We start from the raw sequence: 24,218 nt of genomic DNA, 5'->3' as shown, positions 1-24,218 counted from the left end.
AAGCCCGATTGTGGCAGGCCCCGCCCGGCTTGCACAGCCGCGAGGCGGCAATGGTGTCTTGCCAAGCGCGCAACGCCGCTCTAGCACTCCGGCCGAAATTCATGAGCGCCGTCATGCCCGGCCTTGTGCCGGGCATCCACGTTCTTCTGCACCCGAGGCAAGACGTGGATGGCCGGGTCAAGCCGGGCCATGACGAAACGGAGGAAGAACGACCATGGCGACCCACAAATTGCTGCTGCTCCCCGGCGACGGTATCGGCCCCGAGGTGATGGGCGAGGTGAAGCGGCTGATCGACTGGCTCGACTCGGCCGGGATCGCCAAGTTCGAGACCGACACCGGCCTCGTCGGCGGCGCCGCCTATGACGCGCACAAGGTATCGATTTCCGAAGGCGACATGGCCAAGGCGAAGGACGCCGACGCCGTCATCTTCGGTGCGGTCGGCGGCCCGAAATGGGATGCGGTGCCCTACGACGTGCGCCCCGAGGCCGGCCTGCTCCGGCTGCGCAAGGATCTCGCTTTGTTCGCCAATCTGCGTCCGGCCGTGTGCTATCCGGCGCTGGCGGATGCCTCCAGCCTGAAGCGCGAGGCGGTCGAGGGCCTCGACATCGTGATCGTGCGCGAGCTCACCGGCGGCGTCTATTTCGGCGAGCCCAAGACCATCACCGATCTCGGCAACGGCCAGAAGCGTGCCATCGACACCCAGGTCTACGACACCTACGAGATCGAGCGCATCGCCCGCGTCGCCTTTGACCTCGCCAAGAAGCGTCGCAACAAGGTGACGTCGATGGAAAAGCGCAACGTCATGAAGTCCGGTGTGCTCTGGAACGAGGTGGTCACACAGGTCCACAAGCGCGAATATCCCGATGTGACGCTCGAGCATCAGCTCGCCGACTCCGGCGGCATGATGCTGGTGAAATGGCCCAAGCAGTTCGACGTCATCGTCACCGACAACCTGTTCGGCGACATGCTCTCCGACATCGCGGCGATGCTGACCGGCTCGCTCGGCATGCTGCCCTCGGCCTCGCTCGGCGAGGTCGACGTGAAGAGCAAGAAGCGCAAGGCGCTGTATGAGCCCGTACACGGCTCGGCGCCCGATATCGCCGGCAAGGGCCTCGCCAATCCGATCGCGATGATCTCGTCCTTCGGCATGGCGCTGCGCTACTCCTTCGACATGGGCGCGCTCGCCGACAAGCTCGACGCCGCGATCGCTGCGGTGCTGGCGAGCGGCCTGCGCACTGCCGACATCAAGTCGGAAGGCACCACCGCCGCCTCGACCACGCAGATGGGCGAAGCGATCCTGAAGGAACTGCAGAAGCTGCACGCGTAGTCACTTGCACTGTCATTCCGGGGCGATGCGCAGCATCGAACCCGGAATCTCGGGATTCCGGGTTCACGCTTCGCGTGCCCCGGAATGACGGTGGGCACGGCGCTTTCGCGCCTTTGTCCGCCCTACGCAGTCCGCGTAGACGTGACCGGGATGCGCCGCCCGTAAAACCTCAGGAGCCGTTTGATGGACGCGTCGCATCGCCCCAAGATCGCGGAAACCGTCATCCATGAAACGGTGCGCCTGCGCGAAGTGCAGATCGGGCGCCGCTGCGAAGTCCTCTGCAACACGCGCATCGAGTTTTCCTCGCTCGGCGACTACTCCTATCTCGGGGAGAACTGCGAGGTCGCCGACGCGGTGATCGGGAAGTTCACGGCAATCGCCAACTCGGTGCGGATCGGCGCGCCGAACCATCCGATGGGCCGGCCGTCCCAGCATCGCTTCACCTATTGCCCGGAATATTACGAGGCGACAGCGACCCGTGACCGCGACTTCTTTGCGGAGCGCCACAGCGACCGGGTGATCGTTGGCAATGATTGCTGGATCGGGCACGCCGCCATCCTGCTGCCGGGCGTGACGGTCGGCGACGGCGCGGTGATCGCCGCAGGTGCGGTCGTCAGCCGCAGCGTACCGCCCTACACGATCGTCGGCGGCGTTCCCGCGCGCCCCATCCGCGAGCGCTTTACCGAATCTGTCACGGAAAGCCTGCGCCGTATCGCCTGGTGGGATTGGCCCGATGAGGTCATCTTCGAACGCTTGAGCGATTTCCGCTCCGAGGCGATCGAACAATTTTGCAAGCGCTACGACCCGGCTTTTGCGCCCGGCCGGTAGAGCGTGTTCGAGCGAAGTGGATACCGGTTCGCGGAAAGAAACGCGTCAAGATGTGAGTCTGAAGCCATCACAAAATTAAAAAATGGCCGAACGCGAGCCCGGCCATTTCGAATTCGTCAGTCGTGTCCGCTTCAGTAAAGCGGGAACGTCCTCGGATAGCCGCCGACATCAGCCGGCGTGCTGAGCGGCTGGCGATCGATCGGACGGTTGAGGTTCTCGCGCGCGAAGGTGGGATAGCCGACATCCGGCGGGAAGGCGTAGTCGGAGAACTTGCGATCGCCCGGATTGACCTCGGTGCCACCATCGAGCCAGGAGCGCTTGCTGACATAGATGCGGGTACGCGGGCCCTGCTGATAGACGACGTTGGGGCCGCTCGGACCATAATAGACGCGGCCGCGATCGTCATAGCGCTGCTTCTTGGTGTCGGCCGATGCCGACGTCGCAACACCCATCGCGGCGACCGCACCCGCCGCAAGCCAGATCGCCAATTTGTTCGCGGCGGAAAATTTCGAGCTCATCACGTCCCCTTCAGGCGGCAGGCCACCAATCGATTTCACCTCATACTAGCGCGCCAGGGGTGACCGCAACTAGGTCAATTGGGTCACACCGCGCCGGAATAATCGCGCCTGCGGCCAAAAGTTGCATGAAAACCAGCCACTTGAGCTTGATGCGCGTCAAAGCGCGCCGCGCAGCTGCGCATTTCCGGGGCTCATCAGCCAGTCCACGGAGGCGGGAGGGCCGCACGGACGGCGCTTCAACTCGGCATGGGCGAACAATTCGGCCAGCTTCGGCTCGTTGCCGGAGGTGAGCAGCGTCAGCCGATTCAGCGTGCAGGCGATCGCGGCGCGCCGTGCCGGCAGTGCGTCGCCCTGGCACGACCAGCCGGAGATCTGAAGCGGGGGCTCCTCGATCCGCTTGACATAGCCAAGACAGCCGGACGCCTGCCCGCTCGGGCGATACAGGGCCACTGGCCCGAACTTGCTGTCGATGACGCCTGCTTCCTCGAGCGGTGTCGACTGCCTAAGGCCCATCCGGGCAGCCATGTCTGAAGGCAGGCGCGCCGCCGGACCGAACTCGCCGCCGGGTCGGTAGATTTCGAGCTCGGCGACCGGTACCGGCGTATCGCCGACCCAGCGCATGACGTCCTTGCGGCCGCCCTCGGGATGCCGGAGGATGACGTAAGCGTCTGTTTTGTCGTTGGAATCGAGCCGGCTGACGGCAAAGGCGGGATGTGATCGGTCGGCCACGGACCAGCCCGGCCTCGTCGCCGGCCCGTCGTCATGCAGGTTCGGCAATTGGCCGAGTGCGGCAAGCAACAGGATGGCAAGCAGCGCCAGCGTCCCCACATAGGCGAACAGGCGCGCCAGCGTGCCGACGACCTCGTCGGCAAAGCCTAGGAGTGCCAGATGGATCCTGGTTCTGGGATATGCGGCCGGGGTGGCCTGGTACGGCGGCATCCAATGCCTTCTGGCACGGTCAAACGTTGTCTTGCGGGCGGTTCTCGCATAGAAGCGCTGCTCTTCCTGGTTAAGCGCGCAGCTTTGGGAAGGCCTTTTTCATCGGAGAGTGAACGATGGGTTACAAAGTCGCAGTCGTCGGAGCGACCGGCAATGTCGGACGGGAAATGCTCAACATTCTCGATGAGCGCAAATTCCCCGCGGACGAGGTCGTGGCGCTGGCCTCACGCCGCAGCGTCGGCGTCGAGGTCTCCTATGGTGATCGGACGTTGAAGGTCAAAGCGCTCGAGCACTACGACTTCTCCGACATCGACATCTGCCTGATGTCGGCGGGCGGCTCGGTGTCGAAGGAATGGTCGCCGAAGATCGGCGCCGCCGGTGCGGTCGTGATCGACAATTCCTCGGCCTGGCGCATGGATCCGGACGTGCCGCTGATCGTGCCCGAGGTGAATGCCGATGCGACCAAGGGTTTTGCCAAGAAGAACATCATCGCCAACCCGAACTGCTCGACCGCGCAGCTCGTCGTCGCGCTGAAGCCGCTGCACGACAAGGCGACCATCAAGCGCGTCGTGGTCTCGACCTATCAATCGGTCTCGGGCGCCGGCAAGGATGCGATGGACGAATTGTTCTCGCAAACCAAGGCCGTCTACACCAATGACGAGCTGATCAATAAGAAGTTTCCCAAGCGCATCGCCTTCAACGTCATCCCCCACATCGACGTCTTCATGGAAGACGGCTACACCAAGGAAGAGTGGAAGATGATGGCGGAGACCAAGAAGATCCTTGATCCCAAGATCAAGCTCTCCGCGACCTGCGTGCGCGTGCCGGTGTTCGTCGGCCATTCGGAGGCCGTCAACGTCGAGTTCGAGAATCCGCTCGCGGCGGACGAGGCGCGCGAGATCCTGCGCAAGGCGCCCGGCTGTCTCGTCATCGACAAGCAGGAGCCCGGCGGCTATGCCACGCCCTATGAGGCGGCCGGCGAGGACGCGACCTATATCAGCCGCATCCGCGAGGACGCCACGGTCGAGAACGGTCTCGCGTTCTGGTGCGTGTCGGACAACCTTCGCAAGGGCGCCGCGCTCAACGCGATCCAGATCGCCGAAGTCCTGATCAACCGCAAGCTGATCACCGCGAAGAAGAAGGCGGCTTAAGGGCTGCGTAGGGTGGGCAAAGGCGCGCTCTTCGCGCGCCGTGCCCACCACCTCTCCACGATCGCGATAGAAGTGGTGGGCACGCTTCGCTTTGCCCACCCTACCAAATCCACCCTACCGAACTACCCTGCGTCCCTGACGCTTCGAAATTCCTTCGCGGCCTTGTCGAGCACGAACAGCGATCCCTCCGCGACGCCGAAATAGGCGCCGTGCGTCTGCATCTGGCCGGCGTCGACCGCCCTGCGCACGAACGGGAATGTCATGAGGTTTTCGAGGCTGCGGAACACCGCGGCCTTCTCGATGCGCTCGACGAATTGTGCCATCGTCTCGCGGTCGCGCTGCTCGACCACCTCGCCGGGCTTGATGAACATCTGCATCCATTTGCCGATGAAATCGCCGGGGGTGAGCGGCTCGATCTTGTCGACGAAGGCGCGGATGCCGCCGCATTGCGCATGCCCGAGCACCACGATGTGCTTCACCTTCAGCACCGTCACGGCATATTCCAGCGCCGCCGAGACGCCGTGCGCATTCTCGTCGGGCTGATACGTCGGGACCAGATTGGCGATGTTGCGCATCACGAACAGCTCGCCCGGACCGACGTCGAAGATCACCTCGGGCGAGACGCGGGAATCGCAGCAGCCGATCACCATCACTTCGGGTGACTGGCCCTTCACCGATAATTCGCGATAGCGCGTCTGCTCGGTCGGCAGCCGCTGCGTCGCGAAGGCCTTGTAGCCGTCCAGCAAATGTCTTGGGAATGTGATCATGACCAATGCCTAATCATATACCGCAGGGGCGAACAAGCCTTTCGAATAGGCAGGCCAGGTGCTATCGGCTCCGGAGGGAACACTTGAACTTCAAGGGAACGCTCGCATGACCCGTCCGCGCCGCAGCCATCTGTTCATGCCCGGCTCCAACCCCCGCGCGCTGGAAAAAGCCCGCAACCTGCCGGCCGACGGCCTGATCCTGGACCTGGAGGATTCCGTCGCCCCTGACGCCAAGGCGGAGGCGCGGGACCAGATCGCGGCTGCGATCGCTGCAAAAGGCTTTGGCAAGCGCGAGATCCTGATCCGGACCAACGGCCTCGATACGCCCTGGTGGGCCGACGACGTTGCCATGGCGGCAAAATCCTCGCCCGACGGCATCCTGGTTCCAAAGGTCTCCAGTGTCGAGGACCTCGACGCCATCGGCCGGCGGCTGGCTGAGCTCGGCGCCGCGCCGACGGTGAAGGTCTGGGCCATGATCGAGACCGCGCGCGCGGTCCTGCATGCGGAAGAGCTCTCCGCCGCCGCGCGCGATCCCAACACGCGCCTCGTCGGCTTCGTGTTCGGACCGAACGACATCTCGCGGGAAACGCGGATCAGGATGCTGGAGGGCCGCGCCGCAATGATCCCGATGATCACCCATTGCATCCTGGCAACGCGGGCGCATGGCCTCGAGATCCTCGACGGGCCCTATAGCGACATCAACAACTCGAGCGGTTTTGCGACGGAATGCGCGCAGGGGCGCGATCTCGGCTTCGACGGCAAGACGCTGATTCATCCCTCGCAGATCGAGGCCTGCAACGTCATCTTCACGCCACCCGAGGAGGACGTCGCGCGCGCCCGCAAGATCATCGCGGCGTTCGAATTGCCGGAGAATGTCTCGCGCGGCGCGATCCGGCTCGATGGGCAGATGGTGGAACGGCTGCACGCGGACATGGCACGCCGCACGATCGAGATCGCGGATGCGATCGCTGCAATGGGCAAGGGGTAGGGCCACGCTTAAAGGCGACATCGGTCTTTCCGACGCCAGGCGCAAATCTTCTGTTAGCGAAAGGCATTGCCGCTTGTGATTCATTGCGGAAAGCGGTCTCCGCGCCTTCCGGCGCGCAACGGATCATCGCTCTCGCGTCACCGCCGTAAGGTTCATCGTAAGCAAGACGCCTGGCTTAGGGAGCTCCTGGACAGAAAAAACCGTGCGCGCAGGTCTGTGGTCGCCCATCATCTCGACATAGGCAGCATTCATCGCCTCGAAGTCAGACATGTGCTGCAAGAAGACATTGATGTGAGTAACGTGGCTGAGGTCGGAGCCAACAGCATCAAGCATCACTGTGAATGATTTGAAGATTTGCCGTGTCTGGGCACCTATGTCTGCCCCTGCCAAATGTCCTGTCGCTGGATCGACTCCAGCGGTCCCCCCAATCCATATATGTTCACCGACTTTGGCGATGTGATTGTAAGGTCCGATCGGTTTTGGCGTATTCGGCGGTGTGAGCGTCTCTACGCGGGATTTCATCGTCTGCCTCATTCCATATCTCACATACCAACTCGTCGGCAGGTCTGAAAGTGGGCCCAACCCGGAGGGGCTGCCATAGGCAGCGCGCCGCTCGATCGAGATCGCGGATGCGATTGTGGCCGATGAGCAAGCGTTGCGGCTGTGCTCAGAAAAAGCGATGTCCTTCCGAGGCCTGCGGCCGACGCAAAGCAGCGATTATCACCTGTTCTGAATGCGCTCGGGGAGTGTTTGCGGCCGCTGCGTTCCCGGCCGACTTGGCCCCGGTCGATTTTGCCCTGGTCGATTTGGCCTCGGTGGGCGCGCTGCCGGGGGGCGAACCGTCGGTGGGCGTGCCACCGGGCGCTGATGTGGCCGCCGCCACCCATGCCAGCCGGCCGGGCCACCCCAGCCCATGCCACGCCGCCAATTGTAGCCACACCAGTACCAGCCGCCGCCGCGCCATCCGCCATTGTACCAACAGTAGCGGCGGCCTCTCCAGGTGAACTGGACTGTTTCCGCAAGACGAAGCTGATCGGCGATCTCATGCGACCCCAGTGGTGCGATAAGGCTCGCCTGCGAACGACCGCCAGTCGTCATGACCGCTGCCGAAGCAACCGCAATCGCAAGCACCCATAGGGTCAATTTTTGCATGACTTGCTCCTCGCCGCCCTCGGCGATTCCCGCTCTCCCAGGCTTTGCCTCACGCAGCTAGGCAGCCTTGGATTGAGCTGCGGCTGCGAGGGTATCGCGCAGGTGCTGTTCCTTCTTTTCGTCCAGCGAGGTCTTGAGAACCGTCCCTCCCGCATCCTTGATCTCATTGAGAACCTTGTCCGAGGTCATGCTCTGGATCAGCAGGAATAGAACGGCATCTCCCGATTTCACCTTCGCTGTGAGATCCTTCATGAACTGATCTCTAATCCCGAAATCGGTCAGCGCGCCGCCCAATGCGCCTGCGCCGGCACCGAGAGCCACGCCGATGAGGGGATTCAAGAACACCAATCCAAACAACAGTCCCCAGAAGCTGCCGCTTGCGGCGCCAGTCATCGTCGTGTTCACAAGCTGATTGAGTTTGACGGAATCCCCTGTTTTGACGGCGATCACGGCATCATTGATCGCGATCAGATACTCCTTCTGGAGCTTGAGTATTTTTTGCCGAACTTCCTCTGCTTTGGCTTCGGATGGGTACACGATCGCAACAAGGTCTGACATTGAACACTCCCGTACTGACTTGAGTGCTGCCCCTGATCCGCTTGATACGCGCGGCCAACGTTTAACACAGACCGAAAAGTCTCCTGCCAGCTAATCGGTTCCAGGTGTTCACAAGTCGGAGATGGTTTAAGCGGCCCGATGCAACTTGAGTAAGCGGGATTGTCTCGTCAAATGCGGATGCGGCGCATGTAAATTCACACCGACGGAACCCCGGCGGCGGGCGGACGTTCCGCCGCTATGAACCGCTTGCCGGATGGCGATTTTTGAAACTTGCTCGCGCGCCTAGCAACCACTGAACGAGCAGCACGTTTTGGCAGTTTCAAGGGAGAAGAATGGGGCAAACCTCATAGGAATTGGTATGTCGCGTTCAAAGCTGGCGCTTATCTCCGCGATGATGCTTCTCTCGATGAGCTTCGTTCTCAGTCCTCAGGACCCTGCCAATGCTGCCACATTCTGTGCGCAGTTGAGAGGGGCGAAGGCTGCCGGACAACCTGACTGCTCGTTTTCGACGCTGGATACGTGTCGCGAGCGTGTAAAGCACAGGGGCGGTGGACATTGCTATAAATTGACCCACTAGACTGCTCGTCAGAGCGGCACGCCGCCCGTGGTGCGATCGAGTGTCTTCAGCGTTGCGGCGTTCGGGCGGCAGCGCCTGTAGTTCTCGGCGGCGACGCCGCTGACGAGGTCCGTCCCATTGCGGTCAGACACGGTCGAGGTCACGCGGCAACTGCGGTGCGGCCAAACCGCTCTTCGCTGATGCCGACGCGGCTGCGGGAACCGCCCGGGAATACCATCGAGCAAGTGTCTGCTGCATGGCTCCAGCCACAATTATGGTCGCCTCACCGTACATTGTAAGCGGGGTGAGAGTCACAGTCGCGAGTGGGGTGCTTTAAAAAATGAAAGCGATGCGACTTTCTTGAATTTCCGGCCAGCGCAGGTCATCATTGACCAACGCGTCAAGTTGAAGAGGCGTCCTTCGCATGCGCTATCCGATAGAGATCGCACCGAAGAATGGGCACACAATCGTGCTCGAGGATGAAGCGCGCGAAAGCTTTGAGGTTGCTCGGTGGTCTACTGAGACCAATGGATGGATCGGCGAGTACGGCGAAGTGAGCCAGATGAGGCCATCGCATTGGTACCCATGTTACAGTTTTTTTAAGTCTCAGCCGTCGGATATGCCTCCCGAGCGACCCGCCACCGCGACAGTCTCTGCACTTGCAGAGACTGTTCAGATTGTGCCACTGCACGAGCGACGTGGATCTGCACGTTGGTGGATTGCCGCAATGGTCATCGCAGGGGTCATTGGTGGCGTCTATTTGCAGCGGACAATACTGAATCCCACGGAGCTCTCCGCCTCCACTGCGCCTGATGGCGACGTCGCGAAGGCTCGAAGCAAAACCGAGACGACCGGGTTAGCACGTTCACGCAGCGGGGCGAGCGAGATGGCGCAACAGCCCAAGCAGTCAATCGAGAGCGTGACAGCGGGGTTGCGGCAGTCTCTGCAGCAGGAGCACGATCGGGCCGAGGCGCTGGCAGCTGAATTGGCACAAGTGCGCCAAGCCATGGAAGAGCAGAAAACGATTGCCGATACGCCGGCTACCAAGCAGTCTGCTGGCGTTGCACTAGAGCAAGGTCAACAAGAGAACAGAGCTACCGAAACAGGCCGACGGCGCCGGGCTGTGAGCCAGAGCACTGGCGCCAACTGCCAGCAGTATCGAACCTATAATGCCTCCTCTGGAAATTACAGGGGCTATGACGGACAGGTCCATCCCTGCCCATAGCTGCCTGGGACAAATCGCGCTCTAGGTTTGTTGTTTGTGCATGATCTCAGCGCAAACACGTTCCGCCTTTGTCGCGAGGGAAAATCGCTCCGCACTTTGCGCTAACGTGGCCCTTCGGGTCCAGGATCACGCCCTGGCGAATGCTCCCGCCGCTCGTCAGTGCGGTATGTGGCCCGTGCGATCGAGCGTCTCCAGCGTGGAGGCGTTCGGGCAATAACCCCCGTAGTTCTCGGCTGCGGTGCCGTCGGCGAGATCGCGGTGGCAATGCGCCTTTTCGTTGCATAGCGCGCAAACGCGCTCCATGTCGCGCAGCAGAAGCGGCTGAGCGCGGCCGAGCTGCTCTTCGCTGATGCCGAGCTGCGCCAGCATCTTCGGCAGCTCGTCAGCGGCATGACGGCCGTGACGGACCAGCTCTTCGAGATCATCCGGCGAAACGCGCAGATCGCTCGCGATCCGGTTGAAATCGGAGCGATCGAGCTGCCGCATCTCGTTCAGCTCGCGGCGATGCTTCAGCCAGCCGGCAAAGGAATCGATGAGATCCTGAACCACGGGATAGGGTCTGCTCTGGGTGCTCATCTCGAAGCTCCATTCGGCGGTATTGGAGGAATAGAGCAAACCTGCAGGAAATTGCGTTGCGCTGGATCAAACAGGAATGATGAAGGGAACGAGCCCGCACCTACGATTCTCGTGTCCCGGACGCGGTGCGGCGCCGTAAGCGCGTTCACGCGCGTCTTCGACGCGCTATGGTGCCGCTCCGCAGAGCCGGGACCCATCGTGCCAGCATTGCTGGGCCCCGGCTCAGCAGCGCACCGCTGAAGAAGCGCTGCGCTGCATCCGGGGTACGAGAGTTCGCGACGAAGGGAAGCTAGCTAAACCGCTCCGCGGCCCAGGCATACAGGCTTCCCGGAATCGGCTTCTGGCCGCCGCGTCCCTTGGGCGAGATGTGCAGGCCGATGATTTCGGGGTTGGCGACGAGGCCGAGATAGTTGGACGGTTCGAAGAACAGTTTTGGTTCGGCATGCACCGCATAGAACGACTGCTTGGGCAACGCGTTATCAAGTTCGCCGAAGCGATGCGCGAGTGCGGTCAACGCGGCCGGACCATAGATCGCGACGCGAATATCCGAGAGCCGGTTCGAGCCGCCGCGCAGGCGGCGCAATGCAAACGTCAGGCGGTGGCGCAGCGACAGCCAGTCCGGCGTCAGCTCCTCCTGCTCCATCAGCGCCTCGAAGGCGCGAACGATGCCGTGCTCGGGCGGCAAATAGAGCACGGAGTTGCCGAGCTGGCGCGGCCGCTCCCAGGCAAAATAGGGTTTTGCCGGATCGATCTCGACGGGTTTCAAGAGCAGCACATCGGCGTCGAGCCACAGGCCTGCGTCTTGAGCCATCAGCTTCATGCGGAAGAAGTCGCTGAACTGAAGCGTGGTCCAGTCGCGCCAGCTTCCGTCCGGCTGCGGTGGCCGCAGCTTTTCCGAGAACACATGCGGCAGGATTGCTTCGGCCTCGGCATTGTCGACGCCGGAAGGCAGGCCCGGAATCGTATCGAAGCTGTAGACAGTGACCCTGTGCCCGGCCGCGAGCTGCGAGCGCAGACAGGTCTGGCGCAGCGCGTCCATCGGGCCATGCCAGAAGGTGACGATGTCGGGCAACATGCGGGCAAGCTATAAATGACAAACGCGAGAGGGCAAAGAACAGCGGGCAAAGAAAAAGCCCCGGCGCGCATCGCACCGGGGCTCGAAATAAAAGCCGATCTCAGGCCCAGGCGCGTTCGCGCTTGAGCTTCTCCTCGTAGGTGTCGATCGAGGCCTTCTTCTCCATCGTGAGGCCGATGTCGTCGAGGCCGTTGATCAGGCAGTGCTTGCGGAACGGGTCGATCTCGAACTTGACCTTGCCGCCGTCGGGGCCGCGGATCTCCTGGTTGGGCAGGTCGATGGTGAGCGTCGCATTGGCGCCGCGCTCCGCATCGTCGAACAGCTTGTCGAGGTCTTCTTGGGCAACGCGGATCGGCAGAATGCCGTTCTTGAAGCAGTTGTTGTAGAAGATGTCGCCGAACGAGGTCGAGATCACGCAGCGGATGCCGAAGTCGAGCAGCGCCCAGGGCGCGTGCTCGCGGCTCGAGCCGCAGCCGAAATTGTCGCCGGCGACCAGCACCTTCGAATTGCGATAGGCCGGCTGGTTGAGCACGAAGTCCGGATTCTCGCTGCCGTCGTCGTTGTAGCGCTGCTCGGAGAACAGCCCCTTGCCAAGGCCGGTACGCTTGATGGTCTTCAGGTACTGCTTCGGAATGATCATGTCGGTGTCGACATTGATGATCTTCAGCGGCGCCGCGACGCCTTCCAGCGTGGTGAACTTGTCCATGGTTGCGCTTCCCGGGTAGGTCAGGGGAACGGCTGTTTATCGCGATTAGGGCCCGAATCCTAGGCCAAATTCGGCAGATCTCATCTGCTCGCCACGAAGTAGGTCGGCTCCCTCTCCCGCTTGCGGGGGAGGTTGACCGAGCCCGTGGCTCGATGAGATCTAGTCTACGGAGGCCTCAATCGCGGCCATATCGTCGTCGGAGAGGCCGAAATGGTGCCCGATCTCATGGATCAGCACGTGGCGGACGATATGGCCGAGGCTCTCCTCGTGCTCGGCCCAATAATCCAGGATCGGCCGGCGGTAGAGCCAAACCATGTTCGGCAGCCGCGCCACGTCGGCGAAGCTTTGCCGCGGCAGGCCGACCCCCTGGAACAGGCCGAGCAGGTCGAACTCGCTCTCGCAGTCCATCTCGTCGAGGACCTCGTCAGTCGGGAAGTCGTCGACGCGGAGGATCACGCCCTCGCAGAGATCGCGAAAGTGTTTCGGCAGGCGCTCGAAGATGTCGTGCGCCACCGCCTCCATTTCGGCGAGCGAAGGCGCTTTCAATTCCGTCCACATGCCCTCTCTTAGCGCGGGTTCCCCGGCGATGCATCCGGCTTTATGATCGCGGCAAGGTTGACGCGCGGCACCAAAACGGGGAGCGTACGGCGCCTTGATGGGGTCGATTCAGGTGGGTGGCACGATGCGGGCGGGAACAGCGGCACTGATCTTACTTTGCCAGGTCTTACTTTGCATGGGGTTGTTTTCGCTGTTTTTTGATTCCGGCGCGAAAGCCCAGGCGACTGGCGCCGCAGTCCGGCTGGCCCAGGTCTTTTCGCCAGATGCCTTGCCCCCGGATGCGCCGCCGCCGCGCCGCCGGCCGCGGTTGCGCGTGGTGCCGTACGAGACGCCGGACGGGGTCTATCCGCGCTACAATCCCGGCCCGGACGCGGTACGGGAATGCAACGCCACCTATGTGCAGGAATATCGGCCGAGCGGCACCGTGATCGTGCCGCGCATGAGCTGCTACTGGCGACGGGGCTAGATCAACGACCTCGCAACGCCCCGATCAGGCCAACGCCGACGACGAGCGCGGACGCGCCGTAGACCAGGATCGCCATCACCGCTTGCACGAACGGGCTCGCCGCGCCCACTTCAACGCCCGGTCCTTGTGCGGCGAGCGCGACCTCCGAGCCGAACAGGGTAACCGTTGAAACAGCAAAGCGCGAAACCGGCAGCCCACCACGTGACAGTGCCATGACCATCTCCTGCATCTGGTCGTCCAGAAGATACGCTGATCATTGACGGTTGGTTTTATTGGCGCAAACGAAATGCGTTGCGCGGGTCTCGAAAGCATCTGGCCGCAGGTCTTTCGCGAGCAGCTCTTTGCATTCATCTTTGCGGCGCGTTCATTCATACACGATTCAGGCTGCCGCCTCTAGCGTTCTCCTCCGTGACGCCATGCTGGATTTTCGTCACACATATTGCGTCACACTTGGAGATAGGAGGAGGACGACATGCAATTCACGAAGGCTAGGGTGTTCGGTCTCGCTGCCGTCGCAGCCGTGCTGATGTCCGCTGCGCCCATCCAGCGCGCGCATGCCGTATCCCTCATCAATCCCGGCGCCGCACCAGCGGTGCAGGATGTCGCTGCCACCACGACGGAAGTGCATTGGCGTGGCTGGCACCATCATCACTGGCGCTGGCACCATTGGCATCACCGGCGCTGGTGGTGACGCGTCGATCGGCGGCAAAACAGGCCCGGATAACCGGGCCTGTTTTCGCTTGCAGATGACGTCACGAAGGCTTCATGCTGGCGGCATGGAGATGGTCATGAAGACAGCGATCGTCATCGTCGGCGCATTGGGACTGGCAATGGCCCTGCCTGATGCATCGGTTGCGGCGACGTCAATCGCCACGCAGCAGTCGTCGGCGCGAACGGTTGATTTCGGCATGCGACGTCACGACCGATACGTGCGTAGCGTTCGGCACGCGCCCTATCAGCCGCACTACTACGCGCGGCCCGTCTATTATCGGCCCTATCCCTACAGCGTGCCCGCTCCCTTCGTGCTCGGCTTCGGGCCGTGGTGGTGAGACTTCCGCGCTCTTTTGTTGGCGCAACTGCACGCTCTCTAGCGACTCTCCATCGCAGCCGATCCTCTCGCTCTCATTCATTCATGAGGCGTTCACGTCACTGTCCCTAATTTAATCTTGGGGAGCGACCGCAAATGAACAGCGCCCGCCACGTCCGCCTCGCACTTCGAGGTGGGCTCACGCCGCGCTGTCCAGATCCAGGGAGGGTTTGATGCTGAGGAGTTTTGATCCCCCGGCGAGCGTGGTCCGCTTGTTCGGACTTGCGGCCGTGGCAGCGCTGGTGCTGTCGGCAGGGACTGCGCAGCGCGCCGAGGCGCTGACCCCAATCAATCCGGTCGCCTTACCGGCAGCGAAAGCCGCGACCGATGACATGGTCACGCAGGTCCGCCACGGTGGTGGCGGCGGTGGCGGCCATGGGGGCGGCTTCCGTGGTGGTGGAGGTTTTCACGGCGGCGGAGGGTTTCACGGCGGTGGCGGAGCGCATTTCGGCGGCGTCCGTGGCGGCGGCTTCCACGGTGGTGGCTTCCGTGCCGCGCCGGCCTTTCATGGCGGCGGCTATCGCTATGGCGGCTTCCGTTACGGCGGATATCACCGTCACTGGGGTTATCGTCCCTACTACGGCTATCGCCACTTCCACCGGCGCTACTATTACGGCGGCTACTATCCCTATTACAGCTATCCGCGCCGCTGCCGGGTCATCTGGACCCATTGGGGCCCGCGCCGCATCTGCCGCTGGCACCATTGGCATCGCTGGCACCACTGGGGCTGGCGGCATCGCTATTGGTGATGTGAGAACCGCCGAACTCTATCCGTCACGTCATGGCCGGGCTTCGTCCCGGCCATCCACGTTCTTGGCCTCGCAAAGAAAGGTCGTGGATGCCCCGGGCATGATGCGGAGTGCTTGTGGCTAGAGCCAATCCCCGAGCTTCCAGGATGCAGGCTTCCAGCGCATCAGATTGTCGAGCTTCCATTGCCGGAACATCGCCGGCGGCCAGCGGCTGAGGCGCGAGGTCTCCTCGATCTCGGGCTTGGCGACGACGCGCGACGGCGCAGCGCGGCGCCGATGCTGGCGCGTCGCATCGCTGATGAGGTCGATGTAGTCCGGCTTGTTGGCCATCTTCATCCTCGCGAGCTCGTCGCGAGGATGAAGTCTTGGGGCAAGCCGCTTAAGGCACGCTTGCCCGGATCGTTAGAATTGCGCTGATGTGGCTCAGCGCCAATCCCTGACGTCGACGAAGTGACCCGCGATCGCAGCCGCGGCCGCCATCGCCGGCGACACCAGATGCGTGCGGCCCTTGAAGCCCTGGCGGCCCTCGAAATTGCGGTTCGAGGTCGAGGCGCAGCGCTCTTCCGGCTTGAGCTTGTCCGGGTTCATGGCGAGGCACATCGAGCAGCCCGGCTCACGCCATTCGAAGCCGGCCTTGATGAAGATCTTGTCCAGACCCTCCGCTTCGGCCTGCTCCTTCACGATGCCGGAGCCCGGCACGACCATGGCGTTGACATGGGCGCTGACGGTCTTGCCCTCGGCGATCTTCGCCGCGGCGCGCAGGTCTTCGATGCGCCCGTTGGTGCAGGAGCCGATGAAGACGCGATCGAGCTTGATGTCGGTGATCTTCGTGCCCGCGGCCAGGCCCATATATTTCAGCGCGCGATGCTTGGAGAGGCGCTTGGCCTCATCCTCGATCTTGTCCGGATCCGGCACGAGGCCGGTCACCGAGATCACGTCTTCAGGCGAGGTGCCCCAGGTCACGATCGGCGGCAGCTTGGCTGCATCCAGCCGAAGCTCGTGGTCGAAATGCGCGCCGTCGTCGGAGCGCAACTTCTCCCAGTAGCGCATCGCGTCATCCCAGGCTGCGCCCTGCGGCGACTTCGGACGGCCGCGCAGGAAGTCGAAGGCCTTCTGGTCGGGCGCGACGAGGCCGGCGCGGGCGCCACCTTCGATCGACATGTTGCAGACCGTCATGCGGCCTTCCATGCTGAGCGCGCGGATCGCATCGCCAGCGTATTCCAGCACGTAACCGGTGCCGCCGGCGGTGCCGATCTCGCCGATGATGGCCAGGATGATGTCCTTGCCCGTCACGCCCTCCGGCAATTTGCCGTCGACGGTGACGCGCATGTTCTTGGCCTTCTTCTGGATCAGCGTCTGCGTCGCCAGCACGTGCTCGACCTCGCTCGTGCCGATGCCGTGCGCGAGCGCGCCGAACGCGCCATGCGTCGAGGTGTGGCTGTCACCGCAGACGATGGTGGTGCCGGGCAGCGTAAAGCCCTGCTCGGGGCCGATGACGTGGACGATGCCCTGGCGCTTGTCGAACTCGTTGTAATATTCGATGCCGAATTCCTTGGCATTCTCCGCGAGCGCCTTGATCTGCTCGATGCTTTCAGGGTCGGGGTTCGGCTTGGTGCGATCGGTGGTCGGCACGTTGTGGTCGACGACGGCGAGCGTCTTTTCGGGCGCGTGCACCTTGCGGCCCGTGGTACGCAGGCCTTCGAAAGCCTGCGGCGAGGTGACTTCGTGCACCAGATGGCGGTCGATATAGAGCAGGCAGGTGCCGTCCTCGGCTTCGTGCACCAGGTGATCGTTCCAGATCTTGTCGTACAGTGTGGTCGGTTTGGACATGAGCGTGAGCTCCAGCAATGTTTGGTAGCGATGTGAAGCGCGCCTTTGCGCGCGGGCAAACAAATCGTCGGCGCAGCGTTTAAGCTGCGCGTCTAAGCTCTGACGTTGCCGAGGTCGCAAAGCGTCCGAAGAACCGGCCAGGCAGCCGCGAGCGATCGTCGATGACGATGCGCTTGATGGGCTCGTTGCGGGTCTGATCTGGAAACATTCCAGGAATATATAGCAGGCCGATTTGGAAGCGCGAGAGCTTTCACTACTTGCACAGGGCATGCCCCTCACCCTGAGGAGCGCGCCTTGGCGCGCGTCTCGAAGGGCGAGGCCACGGACCGGGCCTTCATCCTTCGAGACGCGCGTTCCGCGCTCCTCAGGATGAGGATCGACACCTCGTCGTCACCGCACGAACCGCAAACAAAAAAGCGCGGAGCCAAGCCCCGCGCTTCTTCGCCGATCCGCCTGTTGCGAAGATTACTCGTTGACTGCAGTCGCGCGGTCCTGCTTCTCGACGATGCGAGCCGACTTGCCGCGGAGATTGCGCAGGTAATAGAGCTTGGCGCGACGCACCTTGCCGCGACGCACCACCTTGATCGAGTCGATCATCGGGGAGAGCAGCGGGAACACGCGCTCGACGCCCTCGCCGTAGGAGATCTTGCGCACGGTGAAGCTCTCGTTGAGGCCACCGCCGGAACGGCCGATGCAGACGCCTTCATAGGCCTGCACGCGGGTGCGGTCGCCTTCGACGACCTTCACGTTGACGATCACGGTGTCGCCGGGGGCGAATTCCGGAATCTCCTTGCCGGCGGAGAGCTTGTCGAATTGCTCTTTTTCGAGCTGCTTGATCAGGTTCATGGGTAATTCTCCATCGGCGCGCCCAGCCACGAAAAAGAGGGGGCTGCGCGAAATTCGTCTATCCAGCCATTGCGGATTTGGCCGCTCCTATAAGGCAAGCGGGAGCGTTTGTCACCCGTCTGTCTTGTTTTTTGGCGTTTTTTGGCCGGAGGCTCGATTCGTCGCTTTTTCCCACAGATCCGGCCGCCGGGCAGCCGTCAGGGCCTCGGATTCGGCCCGCCGCCAGGCCGCGACCTTGGCATGGTCGCCGGAGGTAAGGATCTCCGGGATCGGAACCCCTTCAAACAGCTGCGGACGGGTGTATTGGGGATATTCCAGGAGACCTTCGGAGAAGCTTTCCTCGGTTCCCGAGGCCTCCTTGCCCATCACTCCCGGCAAGAGCCGCACGCACGCGTCGATCAGCGCCAGTGCTGCGATTTCGCCGCCGGAAAGCACGTAATCGCCGATCGAGACCTCCTCCAGGCCCCTTGCCTCGATCACCCGCTGGTCGATCCCCTCGAACCGGCCGCAGACAATCAGGGGGCCGGGGCCCTTTGCCAGCTCGATGACGCGGGCCTGGGTCAATGGCCGACCGCGGGGGCTCATGAGGAGCTTTGGCCGCACCTCGCCGATCCCGGCGGCATCGATGGCCGCGGCCAGGACATCCGCCCGCAGCACCATGCCCGGCCCGCCACCGGCCGGCGTGTCGTCGACGCTGCGGTGACGATCGGTCGCGGACGCCCGGATGTCCCGCGCCTCGAGCTCCCAAAGCCCGGAGGCCAGCGCCCGGCCGGCCAGGCTCACGCCGAGCGGTCCCGGAAACATCTCGGGAAACAGCGTCAGCACCGTCGCGCGCCAGGGTGAGGAGTTGGTCATTGCAATCAGCTTAGCCAAAAACCACGGCCTGTGGTTATGGGTCCCCGCTTTCGCGGGGACTGGTGGAGAGAGCGTCGCCTTCGTCCTCGCCTTCGATCTCCTGCGGCAGCGCGATCACGACGCGACCGCCGTCGAGATCGACCTCCGGCACCACCGCGTTGGAGAACGGCAGCAGCATCGTCGTACCCTTGGGCGGAGCAATCTCGATGATGTCGCCGGCGCCGAAATTGTGGATCGCGAACACACGACCGAGCGCGTCGCCGGCCGTGGTGACGGCGGCGAGCCCGATCAGATCGGCGTGGTAATATTCGTCGTCATCGGTCGCAGGCAGCTTTTCGCGCGCGACATAGAGCTCGATGCCGTTGAGCCGTTCGGCTTCATCGCGGGTCGTGACGCCCTTGAACGTCGCGACCAGATGATCCTTGGCCTCGCGTGCCTGCGCGAGCTCGAACTGGCGCTTGCCGTCGAGGGTCGACAGCGGACCATAGCGCCGCACGGCAAAGGGATCTTCGGTGAAGGTCCACAATTTGACCGCGCCGCGCACTCCATGCGCGGCGCCGATCCGCGCGACGCAAATGAGTTGAGACATCAGGTGGCCTCACCCTTCGAGACGCACGCTTTGTTTGCACCGTTCGCGACGGCCTCGCTTTCGCTCGGCTTGCTCGGGTGCGCGTGCTCCTCAGGATGAGGAGATAGACACTCATGCTGAGGAGCACGGCGAAAGCCGTGCGTCTCGAAGCATGAAGGCCTGGGCATCGAAGAGACTTAAGCCTTCGCGGCGGCTTCGGCCTGCGCCTTGCGCTCCTTGCGCGGCACGGCCTTCTGCGGGTTGCTGCGCGCTTCGCGCTTCTTCACGCCGGCTGCGTCCAGGAAGCGCATCACGCGGTCCGAGGGCTGCGCGCCCTTGGCGAGCCAGGCCTTCACCTTGTCCATGTCGAGCTTGAGACGGGTCTCGTTGTCCTTCGGCAGCAGCGGGTTGAAATAGCCCAAGCGCTCGATGAAGCGGCCATCGCGCGGAAAGCGCGAGTCGGCGACGACAACGTGATAGACGGGGCGCTTCTTGGTGCCTGCGCGCGCGAGGCGGATAACGACGGACATTCAGTTCTCCTTCAAAGTACAGTTCGTTCGGTTGATTGGTATTCCGCGTTGCGCAGGATGCTGACGATCCCCCGCGACGAATTCCTCATTTCTTCTTGCCTGGAAAACCGCCGAGGCCCGGCAGCGTCGGCTTGCCGCTCAGCCCGGTCAGTCCAGGCAGGTTCGGCAGGCCGGTGCGAAGACCAGGCGGCAAATCCTTCGGCAGGTTGGGCAAGCCCTGTCCGCCGCCACCGCCCTGCATCTTCTCCTGCAGCGCCTTCATCTCTTCGGGCGAGGGCATCTTCATGCCGCCGCCAAAGCCCATGGCCTGCGCGATGCCGGCGAGCGGGCCGCGCTTGCCCGAGCCCATCGCCTTCATCACGTCGGCCATGTTCCGGTGCATCTTGAGCAGCTTGTTGACGTGCTCGACGCTCTGGCCGCTTCCGGCGGCGATCCGCTTCTTGCGACTCGCCTTGAGCAGGTCGGGGTGCCGGCGCTCCTCGCGCGTCATGGAATCGATGATCGCGACCTGCCGCTTCAGGATCTTGTCGTCGATCCCTGCGGCGGCAATCTGGTTCTTCATCTTGGAGATGCCGGGCATCATGCCCATCAGCCCGCTGATGCCGCCCATATTGGCCATCTGCGACAGCTGCTCGCGCATGTCGTTGAGATCGAACTGGCCCTTGCGCATCCGCTCGGCGGTGCGCGCGGCCTTCTCGGCGTCGATGTTCGCGGCGGCCCGTTCGACCAGCGACACCACGTCGCCCATGCCGAGGATACGGCCGGCGATACGGTCGGGATGGAAATCCTCCAGCGCATCGGTCTTTTCGCCGGTGCCGATCAGCTTGATCGGCTTGCCGGTGACTGCGCGCATCGACAGCGCGGCGCCGCCGCGGCCGTCGCCGTCCACCCTTGTCAGCACGATGCCCGTGAGGCCGACGCGCTGATCGAACGAGCGCGCGAGGTTCACCGCGTCCTGGCCGGTGAGGCTATCCGCAACCAGCAGCACTTCATGCGGATTGGCTGCGGCTTTGATCGCGGCAGCCTCCGCCATCATCTCTTCGTCGAGCGTGGTGCGGCCGGCGGTGTCGAGCAGCACGATGTCGTAGCCGCCGAGCTTGCCGGCTTCCAGCGCGCGCTTCGCGATTTGCGGCGGCTGCTGGCCCGCGACGATCGGCAGGGTCGGAATGTCGAGATCGCGGCCGAGCACGGCGAGCTGCTCCATCGCCGCCGGACGGTAGACGTCGAGCGAAGCCATCAGCACCTTGCGCTTGTCGCGCTGGACGAGGCGGCGGGCGAGCTTCGCGGTGGTCGTCGTCTTGCCGGAACCTTGCAGGCCGACCATCATGATCGGCACCGGCGGCACGGAATTCACGTCGATGGTCTGGCCTTCGGCGCCGAGCGTGTTGATCAGCTCGTCATGGACGATCTTGACGACCATCTGGCCGGGGGTGACCGACTTCACGACGGTGGCGCCGATCGCCTGCTCGCGCACGCGCTCGGTGAAGCTGCGCACCACTTCGAGCGCGACGTCGGCCTCCAGCAGCGCGCGGCGCACTTCGCGCATCGCGGCGTCGACGTCCTTTTCGGTCAGCGCACCGCGCCCCGTCAGACGATCGAGGATGCCGCCAAGCCTTTCCGACAGATTGTCGAACAATGAAGTCGTCCTGTTGCTGTCCCCCGTGGGGGCGCGCTCCGTTACTCTCCGCTGTCATGCCCCGCGAAGGCGGGGCATCCAGTACGCCGCGGCCTCTCGGTTCAAGCCGAGCCGTCTCGGAATACTGGATCCCCCGCCTTCGCAGGGGATGACCACTTGCTCGGGTCGTGGCCCGAAGCCAAATACGATCTTCCAAACACCTTTACGCCCGAGGGCGCATCGCGCTGTCGGGCGTTGACCTCTGGCCTCCAGGGCCAGTCGGCGGGTCGAAAAGAAAGCCTTTCCGAGAAGTGGTGCGGCCTTAAACCCCCGCAAGCCGCAAAAGTCAAGGAAACAAGCCGGAATGTGGCATCTTGAAGGGGGCGGTTCGGCTGCTTATTCCTTCCCGGAACCTTTATTTTGGGGCCATTCGGGCCGTTAGATGACCCGCCGCAGCATCAAGACCTATTCCGGCCCGCCGTCCGATCATTTCGACGGCGAAAAGTTCTTCGACCCCGATGGAGTTCCGCCAAAATCGCTGCGCGAGGTCCTGCGCTGGCAGTTCGGCGGCAAGCGCGACCGGTCGGTCTGGCCGGCCTGGGTTCCGAGCCCCTATGCCGATTATCCGCCGGTGGAGGTTAATGGCGGCAAGGTCAGGCTGTCCTTTGTCGGGCACGCGAGCTGGCTGATCCAGACCGGCGGGCTCAATATCCTCGTCGATCCTGTCTGGTCGATGCGGGTCTCGCCGGTGGGCTGGGCCGGGCCGAAGCGCCACAACGACCCCGGCATCGCCTTCGACAAGCTGCCGAAGATCGACGTCGTGCTGGTCTCGCACGGTCACTACGATCACCTCGACATCGCGACGCTGTCGCGGCTCGCCAAGAATTTTGCGCCGCGCGTGATCACGCCGCTCGGCAACGATCTCACCATGCGTGAGCGCGACGGCGCGATCCGCGCCGAGGCGTTCGACTGGCACGACCGCGTCGAGCTCGGCGGCGACATTGCCGTGCATCTCGTGCCGACACGCCACTGGTCGGCGCGCAGCCTGTTCGACCGCAACAGGGCGCTGTGGGCGAGCTTCGTGCTGGAGACGCCCGCGGGAAAGATCTACGTCGTCTGCGATTCCGGCTACGGCGAGGGCGCGCATTTCCGCCGCGTCGGCGAAGCGCACGGTCCCTTGCGTCTCGCGATCCTGCCGATCGGTGCCTACGAGCCGCGCTGGTTCATGCGCGAGCAGCACATGAATCCGGAAGACGCGGTGAAGGCGCTATCGGACTGCGGCGCGCAGGCCGCGCTGGCGCATCACCATGGCACGTTCCAGCTCACCGATGAGGCCATCGACGCGCCGGCAAAGGCGCTGCTCGAAGCGCTCGATGCAGCGAGCATCCCGCGCGAGCGGTTCGTGGCGCTGAAGCCGGGGCAGGTGGTGGAGATTTGATGACTGCGCCGTTTATCTCCGGTGTCGTCACGGACAAGCGAGCGTAGCGAGCGCACACCCAGGTTGGTGCGGCAGTGTGCCTCTTACTGCGCCGGTTGTGCCGGCTTGATCGCCCAGCTCACATTCACCGTCACCGACAGCGTCTCCTCGCCGGGAGCGACCTGCGCCGGGGCTGCGGCCATGGGTGCGGCTGCTATGCGGCTCTTGAACAGCGGCATCGGACCGCCGCCTTCGGAGATGCTGAGGGGCGCGCCGAGCGTCACGCCGGCGGCCTTGGCGTAGATCTCGGCCTTGCGGCGGGCATCGGCAAGCGCCTGCTCGCGGGCACCGTCGAGCAGTTTCGAGGCCAGCGTGACCTCGAAGGAAATGTTGCCGACATCATTGGCGCCGGCGCCGACCAGCGTGTCGATCACGCTGGCCACCTTGGTCACGTCGCGAATCTTCACCGTGACGCGGTTGCTGGCGCGGAAGCTGACGATGCTCGTTGCGCGGTCCGAGGTCTTGGACGAGGTTGCATATTGCGGCTGCAGCGATAGCCGCGAGGTCTGATAGTCCTTCTCGTCGATGCCCGCGCCCTTCAAGGCCAGCAGCACCTTGCCCATCGCCGCGTTGTTGGCGTCGGAGGCTTCCTTCGCGGTCTTCGCGTCGTTGGCGACACCCGCATCGATCTGCGCGAGATCAGGTGCCGCCGACACGCTCGCCTCGCCGCTCACCGAGACCGCCGACGGAAAATCGTCGGCAAGCGCAGGAGTCGCGCCAAGCGCGGCGGTGAAAACAGCGGCCATGATCGCGTTGTTCTTCATCACGTTCACTTCAGCGGCACATAGACGTTGATCACGAGCTTGTCCTCCGCCGTCTTCAGGGGATCGGTGAGGTACTCCTCGATGAAAGTGTCCTTGGCTTCCAGCTTCTTGTCGTCGAGGTGATTGGTGATCGCCTCATAGGTGTTGTCCATGTTGTCGTAGGAGCCGCGATGGACGAACTTCAGCGCCTTGCCCTCCGGCGACTTGCCGATGCTCATGTCCTTGCCCAGGCTCTTGGGATCCTGGTCGATCGGGATCTCCGCGAGGAAGGTGAAGCCGGTGTCGTCGGTCGAGGTGTAGACGATCATCGGATTGCCCGCGGGCTTGATGCCCTGCTTGTCCAAAAGCGCGTTCAGCGCCTTGAACGAATCGATCAGCGTGTCGAAGGCGGAATCCCAGTTGGCGCTTCCCTTGGCCATCACGACCTTCTTCGGCTCCAGCGTCATCTCCTGGCCAAAGGGATCGGCGGCCTGAACCGGGGCGGAGCTGGCGGGCGGGGTCGTGGCC

The 24,218-nt window shown here is 63.4% G+C and carries 30 protein-coding genes; 10 read left to right on the top strand and 20 right to left on the bottom strand.

What is annotated here, in order from left to right; genetic code table 11:
• Window positions 1-214 precede the first annotated feature (214 nt).
• Window positions 215-1,327, top strand: coding sequence for a 3-isopropylmalate dehydrogenase (leuB, locus tag SO139_RS27965; protein WP_449383698.1), 1,113 nt, complete (start codon window positions 215-217; stop codon window positions 1,325-1,327).
• 183 nt (window positions 1,328-1,510) lie between these two features.
• A complete protein-coding gene (locus tag SO139_RS27960) occupies window positions 1,511-2,155 on the top strand; it encodes a DapH/DapD/GlmU-related protein (protein WP_449383697.1) in 645 nt (214 codons plus the stop codon).
• Between the two features lie 131 nt (window positions 2,156-2,286).
• Here the strand turns inward: SO139_RS27960 and SO139_RS27955 are convergent, their stop codons facing one another.
• Together SO139_RS27955 and SO139_RS27950 are read right to left on the bottom strand one after the other, a co-directional pair.
• Window positions 2,287-2,673, bottom strand: a complete 387-nt coding sequence (locus tag SO139_RS27955; RefSeq protein ID WP_449383696.1) for a hypothetical protein — start codon at window positions 2,671-2,673, stop codon at window positions 2,287-2,289.
• A 156-nt stretch (window positions 2,674-2,829) separates the two neighbouring features.
• On the bottom strand, window positions 2,830-3,612 hold the full coding sequence (locus tag SO139_RS27950) for a hypothetical protein (protein WP_449383695.1): 783 nt from the start codon (window positions 3,610-3,612) through the stop codon (window positions 2,830-2,832).
• A 116-nt stretch (window positions 3,613-3,728) separates the two neighbouring features.
• Between SO139_RS27950 and SO139_RS27945 the strand changes: the two genes are divergently transcribed.
• A complete protein-coding gene (locus tag SO139_RS27945; RefSeq protein WP_449383694.1) occupies window positions 3,729-4,763 on the top strand; it encodes an aspartate-semialdehyde dehydrogenase in 1,035 nt (344 codons plus the stop codon).
• Between the two features lie 122 nt (window positions 4,764-4,885).
• On the opposite strand, the gene SO139_RS27940 is transcribed toward SO139_RS27945, so the two are convergent.
• On the bottom strand, window positions 4,886-5,530 hold the full coding sequence (locus SO139_RS27940) for a carbonic anhydrase (RefSeq protein WP_498541011.1): 645 nt from the start codon (window positions 5,528-5,530) through the stop codon (window positions 4,886-4,888).
• A 106-nt stretch (window positions 5,531-5,636) separates the two neighbouring features.
• On the opposite strand from SO139_RS27940, the gene SO139_RS27935 reads away from it, so the two are divergent.
• A complete protein-coding gene (locus SO139_RS27935; protein ID WP_449383692.1) occupies window positions 5,637-6,518 on the top strand; it encodes an HpcH/HpaI aldolase/citrate lyase family protein in 882 nt (293 codons plus the stop codon).
• Between the two features lie 123 nt (window positions 6,519-6,641).
• On the opposite strand, the gene SO139_RS27930 is transcribed toward SO139_RS27935, so the two are convergent.
• From SO139_RS27930 to SO139_RS27920, 3 genes are all read right to left on the bottom strand, one after another.
• Complete coding sequence (locus SO139_RS27930) at window positions 6,642-7,052, bottom strand: RidA family protein (RefSeq protein ID WP_449383691.1); 411 nt, start codon at window positions 7,050-7,052, stop codon at window positions 6,642-6,644.
• A 675-nt stretch (window positions 7,053-7,727) separates the two neighbouring features.
• The gene (locus SO139_RS27925) at window positions 7,728-8,228 is read right to left on the bottom strand and encodes a DUF1269 domain-containing protein (protein WP_449383690.1); all 501 of its coding nucleotides are present in this window, start codon (window positions 8,226-8,228) and stop codon (window positions 7,728-7,730) included.
• A 585-nt stretch (window positions 8,229-8,813) separates the two neighbouring features.
• Window positions 8,814-8,936 (bottom strand): hypothetical protein, encoded by a 123-nt coding sequence (locus SO139_RS27920; RefSeq protein ID WP_449383689.1) that lies wholly within the window; start codon window positions 8,934-8,936, stop codon window positions 8,814-8,816.
• A 272-nt stretch (window positions 8,937-9,208) separates the two neighbouring features.
• Here SO139_RS27920 and SO139_RS27915 point away from each other — a divergent pair, with 272 nt between their 5' ends.
• Entirely contained in the window at window positions 9,209-10,009 is an 801-nt protein-coding gene (locus tag SO139_RS27915) for a BA14K family protein (protein ID WP_449383688.1), read from the top strand.
• Window positions 10,010-10,165: 156 nt separating this feature from the next.
• Here the strand turns inward: SO139_RS27915 and SO139_RS27910 are convergent, their stop codons facing one another.
• The 4 genes from SO139_RS27910 to SO139_RS27895 all read right to left on the bottom strand — a co-directional run bounded on the left by SO139_RS27910 (window position 10,166) and on the right by SO139_RS27895 (window position 12,924).
• Window positions 10,166-10,585 carry a hypothetical protein gene (locus tag SO139_RS27910; RefSeq protein ID WP_449383687.1) on the bottom strand — a complete coding sequence of 140 codons (420 nt, stop codon included), beginning with the start codon at window positions 10,583-10,585 and terminating at the stop codon, window positions 10,166-10,168.
• 289 nt (window positions 10,586-10,874) lie between these two features.
• A complete protein-coding gene (locus SO139_RS27905) occupies window positions 10,875-11,660 on the bottom strand; it encodes a glycosyltransferase family 32 protein (protein ID WP_449384363.1) in 786 nt (261 codons plus the stop codon).
• Between the two features lie 100 nt (window positions 11,661-11,760).
• A complete protein-coding gene (gene leuD, locus SO139_RS27900; RefSeq protein WP_449384362.1) occupies window positions 11,761-12,366 on the bottom strand; it encodes a 3-isopropylmalate dehydratase small subunit in 606 nt (201 codons plus the stop codon).
• 159 nt (window positions 12,367-12,525) lie between these two features.
• Window positions 12,526-12,924, bottom strand: a complete 399-nt coding sequence (locus tag SO139_RS27895) for a metallopeptidase family protein (protein ID WP_449384361.1) — start codon at window positions 12,922-12,924, stop codon at window positions 12,526-12,528.
• A gap of 175 nt (window positions 12,925-13,099) precedes the next feature.
• On the opposite strand from SO139_RS27895, the gene SO139_RS27890 reads away from it, so the two are divergent.
• Window positions 13,100-13,390 (top strand): hypothetical protein, encoded by a 291-nt coding sequence (locus SO139_RS27890; protein WP_449384365.1) that lies wholly within the window; start codon window positions 13,100-13,102, stop codon window positions 13,388-13,390.
• A gap of 1 nt (window position 13,391) precedes the next feature.
• On the opposite strand, the gene SO139_RS27885 is transcribed toward SO139_RS27890, so the two are convergent.
• A complete protein-coding gene (locus SO139_RS27885; protein WP_449384360.1) occupies window positions 13,392-13,619 on the bottom strand; it encodes a hypothetical protein in 228 nt (75 codons plus the stop codon).
• Window positions 13,620-13,862: 243 nt separating this feature from the next.
• Between SO139_RS27885 and SO139_RS27880 the strand changes: the two genes are divergently transcribed.
• The 3 genes from SO139_RS27880 (at window position 13,863) to SO139_RS27870 (ending at window position 15,226) form a co-directional block, all read left to right on the top strand.
• Window positions 13,863-14,081 (top strand): hypothetical protein, encoded by a 219-nt coding sequence (locus SO139_RS27880; RefSeq protein ID WP_449384359.1) that lies wholly within the window; start codon window positions 13,863-13,865, stop codon window positions 14,079-14,081.
• Between the two features lie 97 nt (window positions 14,082-14,178).
• On the top strand, window positions 14,179-14,439 hold the full coding sequence (locus SO139_RS27875) for a hypothetical protein (RefSeq protein ID WP_449384358.1): 261 nt from the start codon (window positions 14,179-14,181) through the stop codon (window positions 14,437-14,439).
• A 211-nt stretch (window positions 14,440-14,650) separates the two neighbouring features.
• The gene (locus SO139_RS27870; protein WP_449384357.1) at window positions 14,651-15,226 is read left to right on the top strand and encodes a hypothetical protein; all 576 of its coding nucleotides are present in this window, start codon (window positions 14,651-14,653) and stop codon (window positions 15,224-15,226) included.
• 120 nt (window positions 15,227-15,346) lie between these two features.
• Here SO139_RS27870 and SO139_RS27865 read toward each other — a convergent pair whose 3' ends face one another.
• The 7 genes from SO139_RS27865 to ffh all read right to left on the bottom strand — a co-directional run bounded on the left by SO139_RS27865 (window position 15,347) and on the right by ffh (window position 21,491).
• A complete protein-coding gene (locus SO139_RS27865; RefSeq protein ID WP_449384364.1) occupies window positions 15,347-15,556 on the bottom strand; it encodes a hypothetical protein in 210 nt (69 codons plus the stop codon).
• A 93-nt stretch (window positions 15,557-15,649) separates the two neighbouring features.
• Window positions 15,650-17,056, bottom strand: coding sequence for a 3-isopropylmalate dehydratase large subunit (gene leuC / locus SO139_RS27860; protein WP_449384356.1), 1,407 nt, complete (start codon window positions 17,054-17,056; stop codon window positions 15,650-15,652).
• A gap of 465 nt (window positions 17,057-17,521) precedes the next feature.
• On the bottom strand, window positions 17,522-17,902 hold the full coding sequence (gene rplS, locus SO139_RS27855; RefSeq protein WP_254101811.1) for a 50S ribosomal protein L19: 381 nt from the start codon (window positions 17,900-17,902) through the stop codon (window positions 17,522-17,524).
• 111 nt (window positions 17,903-18,013) lie between these two features.
• Window positions 18,014-18,757: a tRNA (guanosine(37)-N1)-methyltransferase TrmD gene (gene trmD, locus SO139_RS27850; RefSeq protein ID WP_449384355.1), complete on the bottom strand. Its 744-nt coding sequence runs from the start codon at window positions 18,755-18,757 to the stop codon at window positions 18,014-18,016.
• A 34-nt stretch (window positions 18,758-18,791) separates the two neighbouring features.
• Window positions 18,792-19,346: a ribosome maturation factor RimM gene (gene rimM, locus SO139_RS27845; RefSeq protein WP_449384354.1), complete on the bottom strand. Its 555-nt coding sequence runs from the start codon at window positions 19,344-19,346 to the stop codon at window positions 18,792-18,794.
• A gap of 176 nt (window positions 19,347-19,522) precedes the next feature.
• The gene (rpsP, locus tag SO139_RS27840; protein ID WP_027523519.1) at window positions 19,523-19,855 is read right to left on the bottom strand and encodes a 30S ribosomal protein S16; all 333 of its coding nucleotides are present in this window, start codon (window positions 19,853-19,855) and stop codon (window positions 19,523-19,525) included.
• A gap of 85 nt (window positions 19,856-19,940) precedes the next feature.
• The gene (ffh, locus tag SO139_RS27835) at window positions 19,941-21,491 is read right to left on the bottom strand and encodes a signal recognition particle protein (protein ID WP_449384353.1); all 1,551 of its coding nucleotides are present in this window, start codon (window positions 21,489-21,491) and stop codon (window positions 19,941-19,943) included.
• Window positions 21,492-21,912: 421 nt separating this feature from the next.
• Here ffh and SO139_RS27830 point away from each other — a divergent pair, with 421 nt between their 5' ends.
• Entirely contained in the window at window positions 21,913-22,908 is a 996-nt protein-coding gene (locus SO139_RS27830; RefSeq protein ID WP_449384352.1) for an MBL fold metallo-hydrolase, read from the top strand.
• An 83-nt stretch (window positions 22,909-22,991) separates the two neighbouring features.
• Here SO139_RS27830 and SO139_RS27825 read toward each other — a convergent pair whose 3' ends face one another.
• Entirely contained in the window at window positions 22,992-23,711 is a 720-nt protein-coding gene (locus SO139_RS27825) for an SIMPL domain-containing protein (RefSeq protein ID WP_449384351.1), read from the bottom strand.
• Between the two features lie 5 nt (window positions 23,712-23,716).
• Window positions 23,717-24,218, bottom strand: a 502-nt coding sequence (locus SO139_RS27820; protein ID WP_498541010.1) for a GyrI-like domain-containing protein, incomplete at its 5' end; no start/stop codon positions are given.

It is taken from the genome of Bradyrhizobium sp. UFLA05-89 (genome assembly GCF_059803475.1).
The sequence above is the reverse complement of the archived record's forward strand: the minus strand, read 5'-3'. Positions and strand labels throughout refer to the sequence as shown.